We start from the raw sequence: 13,338 nt of genomic DNA, 5'->3' as shown, positions 1-13,338 counted from the left end.
TCTGATAAAACAGGAGGTAATTATGAAAAATAAAAGAAATGATCTTGTTTTTACTGCTCGATCAATAGAGTCAGTAACCCAAAGCTGGGGGATTTTTGGACGGTTGGATTCTATGGTCTTTCTTGTTGCCGCAATTACTTGTTTTGGCTTTGTTATATGGGGCGCTATTGATGCAAAGTCGTTAGGTGCTACTATGAACTCGATTCTTGGAGTAATTTCGAAAGATTTTGGTTGGCTATATCTTCTTTCTGTTTTTGGATTTGTTGTTTTTCTATTCTGGTTGGCTTTTGGAAGATATGGAAGTACTGTTTTGGGGAAAGATGGCGACAAACCTGAATATTCCAATTTTTCATGGTTTGCAATGCTTTTTGGCGCTGGTATGGGAATCGGATTAGTTTTCTGGTCTATTGCTGAACCACTCTATCATTATACTGCAGGCCCTGCTTATGCTGGTGCACCTCTTAGTAGCTCTGCCGCTGAATGGGCTATGGCTATCTCATTCTTCCATTGGGGTATTAGTGCCTGGGCAGTTTATGTAGTTATTGGTATACCCATGGCTTTTCTGATTTGGCGAAAGGGACTACCTGCATTAATCAGCAGTATGTTCTATCCAATAATGGGTGATAAGATATATGGGCCAATTGGAAAAACTATTGACATTATTACTTTAGTGATAACTTTCTTTGGTCTATCCACTACTGTGGGTATGGGAACTATGCAGTTAGCATCTGGGATTTCCTTTAATTATGGAGTTGCTTTAGATAATTACTTGTATATGCCGATACTGGCCATCTGCTGTATCTGTTATTTGTGTTCTGCATGTCTCCCCATCGAAAAAGGAATTAAAGTTGGATCCGATATTAGTATGATTTGTACACTAGGCTTAATGTTATTTATTTTCATTGCTGGGCCTACAACATTTATTTTAGATAATACCGTAAATGCCACCGGGCTGTATTTACAAAATTTTATAAGGATGAGTCTTTGGACCGATCCGGTTGCTCATACTGGCTGGCCCGGAAGCTGGACGATCTTTTATTGGGCATGGTGGATTACATGGGCACCTTTTGTTGGAATGTTCATTGCCAAGATTTCTAAAGGGCGTACTATTCGTGAGTTTATAATTGCAGCCTTAATAGTTCCTTCAATTTTTGATGCTGTCTTTTTTAGCATTTTTGGATCAACTGCATTAAATTTCGAAATGACTCAGGCTACCAAAGGATTAATTATGAATGCAGTAAATACTGATGTATCAAGTGCTATTTATGTGATGATGGCACAGTTCCCTCTTGTCCAGCTTATTATTCCCATTTTGCTTTTTGTAGCATTTACCTTTTTTGTGGTTTCGATCGACTCAGGAACGATTGTATTAGGTATGCTTTCCAGTGGGGGAGATGAAAGTCCTAGAACCAGTTTAAAAATACTATGGGGGATCGCTCTAGCTGGAGCAGCGGCAATCGAGATTTTTTTAGGCGGAATTAAACCGGTACAAACCCTTTGTATAATAATGGTATTGCCCTTTGTATTTATCATGATTGCTCTTTGTTATTCAACTATTAAAATGCTGAGGCAAGATTGTGTTATTGATGCTAATGTTGTCCAACAGTCCCCGGCATTAGAAGAGAATACTGCCAAATTAACTAGCTCTACCTGAATCACCAAATTGACATTAACCTCTTAAGTATCGAATGATTCGCCAAAGGGCAATTGATCGTTGAGCCAGCAGTAGTATAGGCATTTTATATTATAGGGGAGTGGATGTTATGATTATTGTCGGAGAACTGATTAATGCCAGTCGCAAGCCGATCGCAGAAGCCATCAGGAATGAGGATGTCAGTTACATTCAACAAGTGGCTAAAGACGAGCATGCGGCCGGTGCCAATTATATTGATGTAAACGCGGGAGTTTTTGTCGGTAAAGAAGCTGACTATCTAAAATGGCTGGTTACCTTAGTCCAGGAGGCTGTTGACGGGCCTTGCTGTATCGATAGTCCTGACCCTAAAGCCATTGAGGCTGCCTTAGAGGTTCATAAAGGGCCGGCAATGCTCAATTCCATTTCACTGGAGAAAGAAAGATATGAGGCATTTATTCCGATGGTGGGCGGAACAGCGCATAAGGTTGTCGCCTTATGCATGAGTGATGAGGGGATGCCGGAAACGGCGGAGGCAAGGGTTAAGATTGCTGACGAGCTGATTAATCGCCTTGTTAAAAAAGGACTATCCCTGGATCAGATTTATGTCGATCCCCTGGTACAGCCGCTATCCACCAGTGACATTTATGGTCTTGAATTTTTGAAAGCTATTGAGATGATTATGCATGATTATCCTGGCATTCACACCATGTGCGGCTTATCCAACATATCCTTTGGCTTGCCTGTGCGCAAATTCCTAAATAGAACCTTCGGGATTATGGCTATAGACCGGGGCCTGGATGGTATGATTATGAATCCGCTTGATAAAGAGTTCATGGCCAGTATTATTGCCGCCGAAACTTTACGGGGGAGAGATGAATATTGTACGAATTATCTTAGGGCTTACCGCAATAAGCTGTTTGAATAAACTCCCTCGCTCCCGGCCGGATTATCTGACCGGGAGTTTTTTTATCCTGAAAATCGAGTGGACGGTATCCGGCCGGTTTCGGCATGCCGGTAATTATATTGTTGATATATTACTGAGACTTACTGCATGTCAAGGTGAGATGTTGGAGTACAAAGCGGCTATTGGGCTGAGTATATAGGGATTTTAGTGATGAGGATAAAGTCGCATTCTGCCAATCAGTATCAAAGTGAGATGTGATTGAACATAATTTTGTTGCCGCGTCGCTGTCGCTCAGTCGAACGGTTCGCCGTCCATGGCCCGTTCGACACTAGGCACGTCCTGTGCCGTCGTCGCAATGACGATAAAGACCTCGACAGCGGTTTTCATATTAGTATAGAACTTGTTAGTTGGAAAATATGTACTCCTGTCTGGGGTTGTGCGGCGCAATTAAGGGTAGCTTGGCACGCAACTTGCAGTAATAATGGGTGGAGCTAGCATAAAATCTAAAACAAAATTTTGAGAGGAGCGTACAAATGTGAGTGACTTATTTGAAAAAATTTCCGGGTGCTTACTTGAAAGAGAAGCAGGCAAAATTCAAGGGCTGGTGAAACAAGCACTTGATGCAGGCCTTGCGCCGAAGGATATCTTGAATAAAGGCCTGCTTGCAGGCATGAGTGAAGTCGGGGTATTGTTTAAAGAGGGCGAGTTATTCGTTCCGGAAGTCTTGCTTGCCGCCAAAACAATGGCCTTGGGAATGGAAACGCTGGGACCAGAATTAAAAGACGGTGAAGCGCCTAAGAAAGGGAAAGTAGTTTTGGCAACTGTTAAAGGAGACTTGCATGACATTGGCATTAAATTAGTTGGGCTTATGCTGGAAGGAGCCGGCTATGAGGTCATTAATATGGGCTTGGACGTTCCGCCTGAGACAATTGTTAAAGCTGTTGCTGGTCATCAGCCCAAGATTCTGGGGCTATGCGCACTATTGACAACCACACTTGGCGCCATGAAGGATTCCATGGAGGCATTAAGAGAAGCTGGTCTTTACAATAATGTTAAGGTTATTGTTGGCGGTGCGGTAGTAACTGATAACTATGCGAAGGATATTGGCGCTCATTATGCTGCCGATGCTGTACGGGCAGTAGATTTGGCTGATCAATTGGCCGGAGCTTAATTGTAAAGATAGCACAATAACATATTATATAAGGAGGATTACATATGTTTTCTGCACCCGACGGCGGGCTTCTGAAATTGTTAGGACCTGAAGATATTAAAAAAATTGATGAAACATCTATGAAGATACTCGAAGAAATCGGTATGATGGTAAAAAGTGAGGAAGCCCGCAAAATATTTGCGGAAAATGGGGCTATTGTCGATAATGAAACGGCAGTAGTTAAAATCCCCAGAAGCCTGGTTAAGCAGGCTATACAGTCAGCACCTTCCAAAGTAGTGCTTTACGCTCAGAATCCAGATAATGATTTGCATTTGGAAAAGGCCCGTACCCATTATGGGACAGGCGGCACGGTTTTATACGCACTTGACCGGGATACCGGAGAGAAGCGGACAACCACGACGAAAGATGTGCGGGATATAGCAAGAATGGTTGATTATTGCAATAACGTCGCTTTTTATGTGGTAAATACCTATCCGCAGGATGTTCCTGATTCTGCCTCAGATATCAACCGTTTTTATTGGGCAATCACCAACACTACCAAACACGTTCAGGGCGGCATGTATACCATGAAGGGTCTCAAAGACGTTATCGCCATGGCGGAGGAGATTGCTGGCGGTGCGGAAAAACTGCGGCAGCGCCCGATCATTTCGTTTATTGTTTTAATGATTAGCCCATTGATGATGGATGGGGAATATACTGACTATTTGATTGAAATTGCCAAGAAAGGCATTCCTGTTACTGTCGCTTCAGAGCCGTTGGCAGGTGCGACATCGCCGGTAACCATCGCTGCTACGCTGGCGATGAATAATGCCGAAGTCTTAGCAGGTATAACCTTGACTCAGCTGGTAAATCCGGGAGCGTCCATTCTTTATGGCTCTACTTCCAGTATTATGGATATGCGTGAAGGAACTTACATGGCAGGCTCCGTTGAGGGCGGCATGATTAGTGCCTGTCTTGCGCAGATGACTCAGTATTATGGATTGCCGATGTACGGAACTGCCGGCATGACAGATGCAAAGATTAACGATAGTCAAGCCGGTTACGAAAGTGCATTGTCGGCAATGACAGTCGGATTGGCCGGCTGTAATTTCATTCATGACTCTGTGGGTATTATGGAAATGTGCCAGGTATTTTCTTATGAAAAGATGGCAACAGATAATGAAATTCTGGGTAATGTCTTGAGAGTAATGAAGGGTGTCGAAGTTAATGAAGACACTTTGGCCTATGATTTGATAAAAACTGTGGGGCCGGGCGGTCATTTCTTAGATCAGGAGCATACCGGGAAGTATGTTCGAAAAGAATTTTTCTTCCCCAAGATAGCTGACAGGCAGACGCGCATTAGATGGGAGGAAGCAGGTTCGTTAACAGCCGAAGATCGCGCAAGGAAGCTTGTGGATAAAATCCTGGATAAACATATTCCGAAACCCGTAGATTCTAAAGTAAAAGCTGCAATCAGAGCAAAATTCCCTGAAATTAAAGGCGACGAGCTGTATTAATTCTTGTTGAAGGCTTAGGTTTAACCAAATAGAGATAAGGAAGAGCCTTCGCAATGTTGAAGGCTCTTCCTTATCTCTTAAGCGAGAAGGGAGATGCATTAAATGGCGTACAGACTTGGCATAGATACCGGCGGCACATATACTGACGGCGTAATATGGGATGATTCCGAACAAACAATAATTACCAAAGCCAAAGCGCTAACCACATATGGCAATTTGGTGGAAGGAATAACTAACTGCCTGCAAGCGTTGAACTTTGATGATTGGGCAAGGATTAAAGGGGTGGCACTGTCGACGACCCTGGCGACAAATGCTATCGTCGAGGGGCGGGGGTGTGAGGTTGGCCTCTTATTAATCGGTCATCCGCCGATAGATGTAATACCAACCCCCTATGTTGAGGTTGTTACAGGCGGACATGATGTTCAGGGAGATCAATTGGCTGAGCTTGATACTAATGGCATGAATTTGGCTCTGGACAGGTTTAACGGCAAAGTGGAGGCAGTGGCAATTTCCGGTTATTTCAGTGTCCGCAATCCTGAGCATGAAACAATCGCTCGCGATATCGTCATCAATAAGCTGGGAATTCCGGTGGTATGCGGCCATCAATTAACAACAGCACTGGGTTTCCACGAGCGGACAGTAACGGCGGTATTAAACGCAAAACTAATTCCGGTTATCGCGGAGTTAATCACTTCTGTAAAAACGGTTATGATCAGCATGGGTATCACAGCACCTTTAATGCTTGTAAAAGGTAATGGTACCTTGATGAACGAGGAAGCCGCCAGGAAGAAACCCATAGACACTATTCTTTCTGGACCGGCTGCCAGTGTTGTTGGCAGTACTACGCTTGCCGGATGTTCGGAAGCTATCGTCATGGATATGGGTGGAACAACCACCGATATCGCTATATTAAAGAATGGCAAGCCACGCATCAGTCCGGAAGGCGCCATGATCAGCAACTGGCTGACACGGGTTGAGGCAGCAGAAATATATACATATGGCATAGGCGGCGACAGCTATATTCATTTGAATGCCGACAAGGAGCTGGCGGTTGGCCCGCAAAAGGTATGGCCGTTATCCCTGGTAGTTAAGCAATACCCGTATCTTCAGGAAGAAATAAGCGAGCAGGCGGAAACAAAAAGCTGCCGGACTAACTTTCAGCCTACAGATGCTTTTATGTTAGTAAAAGACAATTATTCCAAATGCACGGCGGTGGAGGCAAACATCATAAAATTGCTGGCAGACGGCCCGCACACCTTTGTCTATTTGGCAAGGCAGCTGCAGGATGAAGGGCTGCAAGATTTTCAACTGTTAGCTACCCTGGGGCGCTTGGCAGGAAATGACGTTTTGGTTAAAATATCATTGACGCCAACCGATTTGCTGCATGTTATGGGACAGTATATTTCCTGGGATACTAATGCCGCAAAACTGGGTGTAGCCATTATGGCTAAAGAATTGGGCGTGGGTGCTAAACAATTCTTGAAACTGGCCTGGGATGCCATTATGGAAAATCTCTATTTTGCGGTTATTCAAAGCTTGCTCAACTATGAAGGCAGTTCGATTTTGCTTCATAAGAATAAAGACATTAAATATTTATTCCAAAAGGCGCTGCATGCAGGCGGAGACACCTTGGGATTAAGCGCTCGCGTTCATTATCCCATCATTGCCATCGGCGCACCGGCTCATGCCTATTTGTCGCAAATCGCCAAAAAGTTGGATTGTGAGTTAATTACACCCGAGGACGCTGATGTTGCCAATGCTGTTGGTGCGGTATCCGGGCAGGTGGTCGAGAAGCTGAAGATTATTGTTAAATCTATGCCTGGAAACGGAGCAACATTACATTTTCCCTGGGAAAGAAAAACGTTTTCAGACTATCAATTGGCAAAGCAATTAGGCATCGAACAAGGACGATTACATGCAAAAGAAATGGCTGAACAATCAGGAGCAACCGATATCGAGATTGTAATGGAAGTTGAAGATGTCTATGCCGACTCAAATAAAAGATTAGGAGACAAAATTCTTCTGGAAACTAGAATTACGATAATAGTGTTAGGCCGTCCAAAATGGTAATAAATAGGATTTTAATAGGGTGCTTTATCAAATAGTTAATATGAAGGTTTTTTAGCAACCCACAGACCAGATCATGCTTGGTCACTACAAAGTAGTGCCGAGAAAGATAAAGGATCTTGTACGTGGCAAATATGGGCGTACCCCCGCTCCGATTGATCCAGAGATAAAATGACATGATCACAAAAGTTAAACACACTGTTTCTGCAGGGATTCTTGACAACTCAAAGTAATTGTGTATAATATTATTCAATGTAATAAAAAGTTTTCTAGGGTTCCGCAGTTCGCTGGTCTGGTCCGAGAGAAAACGACAGTCTACGGACTGTAGCACGGAGGGATAAAAGCCCGGGAGAATAGCTGCAATATGGCAGTTTATTTCCCCGGGCTTTATTTCTTTTGTTGTTGTGCTTGGCTCTGCTGTTGATTTAAAGTTGATTGGATAAACAAAAATATAAGTAGATAAATTAGTAAGCACTAATAATGAAAGTGAGGAAATAACTAATGTTTAGAAAAATGAGAAGAGGTAAGCAATTATTATCAATGGAAGACACCGTAGCTGTAATGGACAGATGTACAAATGGTGTCCTGGCGTGCTTAGGTGATGAAGATTATCCCTACGCAGTTCCACTTAGCTATGTCTATTTCAATGACATAATCTATTTTCATTCAGCAAAAGCTGGACATAAAATCGATGCTATTACGAAGAACCCAAAGGTATCTTTTTCAGTAATAGATGAAGATACAATAGTAAGTGAAAAATATACTACTTATTTCCGTAGCGTTCTTGCTTTTGGTAAAGCAAGAATTGTAGAAGGTGATGAATGGCTAGAAGCTTTTGAGGCTTTAGTTGAAAAGTATTCAGGAGATCAACCTGAAGAAGCTAAACATAAGGAAATAACTGGATGTACGCAAGCTTATATTATTGCAATTGACGTCGAACACATAACTGGAAAGGAAGCCATTGAATACGTCAGAGCTAAAGGGTAATTCACTATTTTCCAGTATTTTCTCGACTTTTGAGCAGATTTTGATATGGTGTATTACGAGTTATAATTAACGAGGCAATAAGCGATAAAGCAAAGCGGATACCAAAAGGATACGAGGGGACGGTTCGTTTTGTTTCCTTGATATATTGAGAGTGATCGCATTGATGATAAGTGTCAGAAGTATTCTGGTTTTGGCAATGCGCTCAAAAGATCGAGGAGGAGTACCGAAAGAGGTTCCACAACAGACAAATATGCAGCAACCGAAGTTGCAATTTATGAATTAATTTATGATGGGAGCATGTCAGTAAAAACAACGCTGAGGAAAGTTAAGTTTTAAACAATATTATTGAGCAGGACCATCGGTTTATAAAACGAAAGGTTAAGCCAATGCTGGGATTTGACAGCTTTGGAACTGCTAAAAAAACAATTTGTGGTATTGAAATTATGCATATGATTAGAAAGGGACAGGTTGAAGAAATTCAATCTGTCCCTTCTGAGGCTAAATTTATAAACAAGGTTATGGGTATCACAGCTTGATATTCTAATGAAAGATGGAGGCTCTTTGTCTTTGTATAATTCTCGCACCAGAACCACAAATTTAGTTTATCTGGATAAAGGATTTTATTTATTGAAGGAGAATATTCCCATTGTAACTCCAATATTTACCAAGTTTATCGGTGTTTGAGTATCGAAAAAAACGCGGAGTGGATCGCCAGTTTTCTGCATGAAAATTATGGAGGTTTGATAACATGACAGCGTTAAAAAGAACAGTACTTTATGAGAATCACGTAAAATCAGGCGCAAAGATGGTGGATTTCGGCGGATGGGAAATGCCGATCAATTATAAATCAGGAATCATCGAGGAACATATTTATACCAGGAAAAATGCCGGCATATTTGATGTTTCGCACATGGGAAGATTCGTTATATCCGGCAGAGAAGCTGCGAAATTTCTACAATATGTTTTGACGAATAATGTTTTTGCCCTTGACCTTAAGCAGGCGCAATATACCATGATTCCGAATGAGAATGGCGGAGCGCTGGATGATGCTTATCTTTACCGCTTTTATGAAGATGAGTATTTGCTTGTTGTAAATGCTGCTAACGCCGAGAAGGATTGGGAACATTTACAACGAGAAATAGCGAATTTTGACGCAGGAATTACCAATAAGTCTAGCGAGATTGCTATGATTTCAGTACAGGGACCGGACTCGAAGAACGTGCTCAGTAAACTTACCGGCAGCGTTTATCTTACAGAACCGGTAAAGAACGCACTGGATATTCTAAAGTTTGACGGGAAAGAAGTGCTTGTTGCCAGGACGGGTTATACCGGAGAGCCGTTAGGATTTGAATTGTTTATTAAAGCTTCTGAGGCAGCCGTTATTTGGGAAAGGTTGCTTGAGTATGGGGCTATGGCTATCGGCCTTGGCGCCAGAGATACACTGAGGCTTGAAGCCGGACTGCCTCTTTATGGACATGAATTGGGCTTAGGTCCTGACGGCAGGGAAATCCCGATTTTCTCATGCCCTTTGGCTAAATTTGCCGTAAGCTTTGCTGAAGCCAAAGGCGCTTATATCGGCAAAGAATCTTTGGCAAAACAATATGAAGGGTTTAAAAAGATAACGGAAAGAGATTTTGCCGACTTGTCGGATTTGACCAGAATAATAAAACCGATCGCATTGATTGATAAAGGTGTTGCCAGGGCAGGCTGCAAGGTTTTCAAAGGTGATAAGGAAATAGGTTACATAACAAGCGCAACAATGGTGCCTTATTTAAAGACCGAAGGATATGGGCTTGAAAGCAAAATTACCGATGATAAAGCAATGAGAGCAATCGGTCTGGCCCTTCTTGATGGCGATGTAGAACTGAAAGACAATGTGGAGGTAGAAATCAGAGGAAACAAGGTAAAGGCTGTTATCCCTCCGTATCATCTGAAAAGCGATGCTCCTCCGTTCGCCAGACCGATTATTTATGGAGTTCTAATAGACTGTAAATTAGACAGTTCGGCAGATTACAAGACCAAAGCTTTGAATCTTATCGACAGAAGTTATCGGAACACCTTATGGAGACAGAAAAACACCATTAACCTTATCCCCTCTGAGCAGACCCATTCTGCCGCTGTCAGACTGTTGTCGGTGATGGATCCTTCTTTCCGGTATGCGGAGCACAAGAAAACGAAATCGTTCTATGACTACGATGTTTTTTACTATCAAGGTACCGGATTCATTGATGAGATTGAACATTTATTAATGGAAGAACTGAAAAAATACCTCAATTGTACTGAGGTAGAAACAAGAGTTGTCAGCGGTCAGATGGCAAACACTGCAGTTTTTAGTGCGATTATGGATTTCAAAAACAGGGTAAATAGAAAAAAGGACGCTTCGCGCTTGGGCTATGTATTAAACAATCACATCATCAGGGGGGGACACTTGAGTGCCCAGCCTATGGGCGCTTTGCATGACTATATAGCCATTGATCCTGTCACCGAAAAAAACGCAGTTGTCAATTTCCCGGTAGAAAAGGATAACAGTTTCAAAATCGATGTTGAGGAAACGAAAAAAGTCATAGAGAAATATAAACCAGAGCTTATCATTTTCGGTAAGAGCATGGTATTGCATAAAGAACCTGTGAGGGAAATCCGGCAGTTTATCGATGAACAGAAAATCAATGCGGTTATCATGTATGACATGGCTCACGTACTTGGACTGGTAGGGGATCACTTCCAGAATCCATTTGATGAAGGTGCTGAAATTGTCACAGGTTCAACACATAAGACCTACTTCGGCACTCAAAGAGGAATCATTGCAGGCAATTACGACAAGGATGATTATAAATTCGGATTATGGGAAAACATCGAAACAAGGGCTTTCCCGGGAAGCGTAAGCAACCACCACCTGGGTACTATGCTTGGGCTGTTGATGGCAGCATATGAAATGAACAGCTTCAAAGATGAATATCAGAAGAATATAATCCAAAATGCCAAGTATTTTGCAAAATGTCTTAAGAATGCCGGACTGGATGTTGCCGGCGATCCTTCCATATCTTACACGGAGACTCATCAAGTAATTGTGAGGGTGGGATATGGCACAGGGCCGGAAATAGCAAACAGGCTCGAAAACAACAATATCATCGTCAACTATCAGGCTACGCCCGAAGAAGAAGGCTTCACGGCTTCCGGCGCAATCAGGATTGGCGTTTCTGAAATGACGAGATTCGGCTTCGGACACAAAGAGTTTGAACAGACGGCAGAATATATAGCGGACATCGTTCTAAAGAATAAAAGCATCAAGGAAGAAGTGGAAAAATTTAGGGGTAATTTCACCGACCTGAAATACTGCTTTACTGATGAGGATATTACGGAAAGCCTTGGAAAATTGATGTCCACTTTCTGAGGGAGAATTAAAATCCGGAGATTACCCTGACAACTATTTAACAATCTTCTTCGGATAATGATGTTATCTGTCCCATCAGGTGTACCGTTCAATCCAAATATAAATGTACCGGACTTCGATGAATTTCATCAGCGCATTATTTCAGGTGAGGTCGATTTGGCGGACGCCGAGGCAAAGCGGCAGTATGCAAAGGTGCATCTGAAGCAGGTGATGCACAATATGAGGACACGGAAAGTAATTCCGGCAAAATTAGACACGTTGAATTGGGAAGCAAACGAAAACCTTTGTATTGTTTATATAGGGTTTTAAGATTGCGTAACGGATGACTAATTTATGAAAATAGAAATAATTATCGTGTATATGCAAAGATATAAAAATGGTCATGAGGCTAATTTTGTGCCACCGATTACAGGGATTTATTTAGCAGCATTGACTCCAGCCAAATATGAGGTAAAAGTATTACACCAACAGATTGAGGAAGTAGATATCGATACAACGGCTGATGTGATTGCGTTGTCGTTCTTTAGTGGTTTTGCACCTGAAGCATATTCTTTGGCTCGGAGATTTAAAGACAAAGGGAAAATAGTCATTGCTGGTGGACCGCATGTTACTTATTACTCCGATGAAGCCTTGAATTATGTGGATGCTATAATTACTGGGGAAGTAGAAAATATTTGGGAAGAATTACTACATGATGCTGACCAAGGAGTTCTAAAAAAGATCTATTCTGGTCAAACGCCGACACTGGAAACTGCCCCAACTCCTCGTTATGATTTGCTTCCGGACGCTTTCTTTGTGAAAAAGGTGGTACAAGCAACAAGAGGCTGCTTTTTCAATTGTTCCTTTTGTACAGTTCCAACGCTCAATCCCGGGTATAGGAAACGGCCTGTGGATGCTGTTCTGCAAGATATCCAATATGATAAATTTTCACGTTGGTGGCAAAATAAGGTAGTTTGGTTCTGGGATGATAATCTGACTGCGGACAGACAATATGCTAAAGAGTTATTGCGCAAAATGATTCCTCTAAAAAAATGGTGGCTTACTCAAGCGAGTATTGATATTGCAAATGATGAAGAGCTTTTGGATCTGATGAAAGCCTCAGGTTGTATTGGCGTATTTTTTGGAATAGAAAGCTTTGATGGTGACTCCTTGAACGATGCCAACAAAGGGCAAAACAAAATCGAAAAGTATAAAAATGCTGTTGATGCATTGCGCAGCCGTGGTATAAGTGTAATGGCGGGTCTAATATCTGGTTTTGATCATGATACACCGGACAGTATATTGAAATGGCAGATTATCTTCCCGAAGTAGGTATTGACGTACCTTTTATCAGTATATTGACACCGTTTAAAGGGACTGCTTTATATGAAAAATTGGATAAAGAACACCGGATAATTAGTCAACGTGGGCTGGAGTTTTATAACGGATACAATGTCGCATTTATCCCGAATAAAATGACGCCAGAGGAACTTTTAATGGCGCATCGAAGTCTTTGGAATAAGGCTTTTTCATTCAAGAACTCTGCTACCCGTATATTTCGAGGGTTATTTAAATTAAGGCTAGGCGCAATATTGTTATCACTGTTTATGAACGGATTTTATTGTCTAAAGAAATTACGTAATAACAGTCCAATAGATATGAATATTCGCTAATTTGCAGAGGAAAATGAATCAAAATGCTGACACTATA

Annotated in this window: 11 protein-coding genes, 1 pseudogene and 1 riboswitch; all 12 genes and pseudogenes read left to right on the top strand. The window is 42.0% G+C overall.

The window, feature by feature from the left end:
• Positions 1–22: 22 nt before the first annotated feature.
• The 12 genes and pseudogenes from B9A22_RS04465 (at position 23) to B9A22_RS25805 (ending at position 13,301) form a co-directional block, all read left to right on the top strand.
• The gene (locus B9A22_RS04465; protein WP_084574510.1) at positions 23–1,654 is read left to right on the top strand and encodes a BCCT family transporter; all 1,632 of its coding nucleotides are present in this window, start codon (positions 23–25) and stop codon (positions 1,652–1,654) included.
• A gap of 109 nt (positions 1,655–1,763) precedes the next feature.
• Positions 1,764–2,558, top strand: a complete 795-nt coding sequence (locus B9A22_RS04460) for a methyltetrahydrofolate cobalamin methyltransferase (RefSeq protein ID WP_084574509.1) — start codon at positions 1,764–1,766, stop codon at positions 2,556–2,558.
• Entirely contained in the window at positions 2,551–2,736 is a 186-nt protein-coding gene (locus B9A22_RS24940) for a hypothetical protein (RefSeq protein ID WP_176215396.1), read from the top strand. The genes B9A22_RS04460 and B9A22_RS24940 overlap by 8 nt, the downstream gene beginning before the upstream one ends.
• A 336-nt stretch (positions 2,737–3,072) precedes the next feature.
• Positions 3,073–3,708, top strand: coding sequence for a corrinoid protein (locus tag B9A22_RS04455; RefSeq protein ID WP_084574508.1), 636 nt, complete (start codon positions 3,073–3,075; stop codon positions 3,706–3,708).
• 44 nt (positions 3,709–3,752) lie between these two features.
• A complete protein-coding gene (locus tag B9A22_RS04450; protein ID WP_084574507.1) occupies positions 3,753–5,204 on the top strand; it encodes a trimethylamine methyltransferase family protein in 1,452 nt (483 codons plus the stop codon).
• A 102-nt stretch (positions 5,205–5,306) separates the two neighbouring features.
• Positions 5,307–7,274, top strand: a complete 1,968-nt coding sequence (locus B9A22_RS04445) for a hydantoinase/oxoprolinase family protein (RefSeq protein ID WP_084574506.1) — start codon at positions 5,307–5,309, stop codon at positions 7,272–7,274.
• A gap of 255 nt (positions 7,275–7,529) precedes the next feature.
• Positions 7,530–7,625, top strand: a riboswitch (guanidine-I (ykkC/yxkD leader).
• A gap of 147 nt (positions 7,626–7,772) precedes the next feature.
• Entirely contained in the window at positions 7,773–8,258 is a 486-nt protein-coding gene (locus B9A22_RS04440; protein WP_084574505.1) for a pyridoxamine 5'-phosphate oxidase family protein, read from the top strand.
• Positions 8,259–8,590: 332 nt separating this feature from the next.
• A pseudogene (locus B9A22_RS04435) lies at positions 8,591–8,794 on the top strand (DDE-type integrase/transposase/recombinase); the annotation flags it as partial.
• Between the two features lie 212 nt (positions 8,795–9,006).
• A complete protein-coding gene (gene gcvT, locus B9A22_RS04430) occupies positions 9,007–11,649 on the top strand; it encodes a glycine cleavage system aminomethyltransferase GcvT (RefSeq protein WP_084574503.1) in 2,643 nt (880 codons plus the stop codon).
• A 57-nt stretch (positions 11,650–11,706) separates the two neighbouring features.
• Positions 11,707–11,958, top strand: coding sequence for a hypothetical protein (locus B9A22_RS24930; RefSeq protein WP_139796165.1), 252 nt, complete (start codon positions 11,707–11,709; stop codon positions 11,956–11,958).
• A gap of 24 nt (positions 11,959–11,982) precedes the next feature.
• Entirely contained in the window at positions 11,983–12,960 is a 978-nt protein-coding gene (locus tag B9A22_RS04425; protein WP_217805878.1) for a B12-binding domain-containing radical SAM protein, read from the top strand.
• Positions 12,936–13,301 carry a DUF4070 domain-containing protein gene (locus tag B9A22_RS25805; protein ID WP_217805877.1) on the top strand — a complete coding sequence of 122 codons (366 nt, stop codon included), beginning with the start codon at positions 12,936–12,938 and terminating at the stop codon, positions 13,299–13,301. Before B9A22_RS04425 ends, B9A22_RS25805 begins: the two co-directional genes overlap by 25 nt.
• The last annotated feature ends 37 nt before the right edge of the window (positions 13,302–13,338 follow it).

It is taken from the genome of Sporomusa malonica (assembly GCF_900176355.1).
GTDB classification, from domain to species: Bacteria; Bacillota; Negativicutes; order Sporomusales; family Sporomusaceae; genus Sporomusa; species Sporomusa malonica.
The sequence above is the reverse complement of the archived record's forward strand: the minus strand, read 5'-3'. Positions and strand labels throughout refer to the sequence as shown.

Bases quoted from the DNA above. Each gene is read 5' to 3' on its own strand.
- B9A22_RS04465 (WP_084574510.1), top strand. From the start codon at position 23: ATGAAAAATAAAAGAAATGATCTTGTTTTTACTGCTCGATCAATAGAG.
- B9A22_RS04460 (WP_084574509.1), top strand. From the start codon at position 1,764: ATGATTATTGTCGGAGAACTGATTAATGCCAGTCGCAAGCCGATCGCA.
- B9A22_RS04450 (WP_084574507.1), top strand. From the start codon at position 3,753: ATGTTTTCTGCACCCGACGGCGGGCTTCTGAAATTGTTAGGACCTGAA.
- B9A22_RS04445 (WP_084574506.1), top strand. From the start codon at position 5,307: ATGGCGTACAGACTTGGCATAGATACCGGCGGCACATATACTGACGGC.
- B9A22_RS04440 (WP_084574505.1), top strand. From the start codon at position 7,773: ATGTTTAGAAAAATGAGAAGAGGTAAGCAATTATTATCAATGGAAGAC.
- gcvT (WP_084574503.1), top strand. From the start codon at position 9,007: ATGACAGCGTTAAAAAGAACAGTACTTTATGAGAATCACGTAAAATCA.
- B9A22_RS24930 (WP_139796165.1), top strand. From the start codon at position 11,707: ATGATGTTATCTGTCCCATCAGGTGTACCGTTCAATCCAAATATAAAT.
- B9A22_RS04425 (WP_217805878.1), top strand. From the start codon at position 11,983: ATGAAAATAGAAATAATTATCGTGTATATGCAAAGATATAAAAATGGT.
- B9A22_RS25805 (WP_217805877.1), top strand. From the start codon at position 12,936: ATGGCAGATTATCTTCCCGAAGTAGGTATTGACGTACCTTTTATCAGT.